The organism is Mesorhizobium sp. M7A.F.Ca.CA.004.12.1.1 (assembly GCF_003997835.1).
Taxonomy (GTDB): domain Bacteria; phylum Pseudomonadota; class Alphaproteobacteria; order Rhizobiales; family Rhizobiaceae; genus Mesorhizobium.
Genome location: NZ_RZRK01001372.1, coordinates 1 through 771, shown reverse-complemented (window position 1 = coordinate 771; position 771 = coordinate 1). Strand labels below are relative to the sequence as shown.

1 protein-coding gene is annotated in these 771 nt (G+C 66.9%); it reads left to right on the top strand.

Annotated elements, in window-relative coordinates; translation table 11 throughout:
* Positions 1-320: 320 nt before the first annotated feature.
* Positions 321-752 carry an alcohol dehydrogenase catalytic domain-containing protein gene (locus EN984_RS36465; protein WP_281055402.1) on the top strand — a complete coding sequence of 144 codons (432 nt, stop codon included), beginning with the start codon at positions 321-323 and terminating at the stop codon, positions 750-752.
* Positions 753-771: the final 19 nt, after the last annotated feature.

The window sequence follows — 771 nt, the reverse complement described above, 5'->3', positions numbered from 1 at the left end:
GGGCGAGATCGTCGAGATGGGCGAGCCGGGCACCTTCTTCGACAATCCGAGGGAAGCCCGCAGCAAGGCGTTCCTCAGCCAGATCAGCCATTGAACATGGCGTGCGCCTTGTACTGAAGCGGCGACGGCAGATGCTGCGGGATACGAGGATTTGAACATGATGCGCGCCGTGGTTCTGCATGCCGAGAGAAGACCTGCGCGTCGAGGAAAGGGCCAGGCCCGAACCTGGCCCCTAACAGGTGCTGGTGCGGATCGCCAATGGCGGCATCTGCGGCTCCGACCTGCATTGTTAGAACCATGGCGGCTTCGGGCCGGTCCGAGTGCGCGAGCCGATGATCCTCGATCACGAGATTTCCGGGCATGTCGCGGCGCTCGGCGCCGGTGTCGTGGGCGTGCAGTTGGGCGCTATGGTCGCCGTCAGTCCGTCGTCGCCCTGCGGCCATTGCGGCTTCTGCTGCAGCGGCCAGCCGATCCACTGTTCCGACATGCGCTTCCTCGGCAGCGCCATGCGCACGCCGCTCGTGCAGGGCGGGTTTGCCGACTACATCGTCTGCGACGCCGCCAACGCCGTCGCCATGGCTGCCGGCGTCGACGCCGCGATCGGCCTCCTCCTCCTGCTTTCGGCGCGACTGGCGCGCGCGAAGTGGTGGTCACCGACATCCTCGACAAGCCGCTCGCCCTCGCCCCTTCGCTCGGCGCCGACCATACGGTCAACGTCGGGCGGTCGGGCCGGATGCGCTGGCCGGCTATGAGTCCAACAAGGGCTATTCG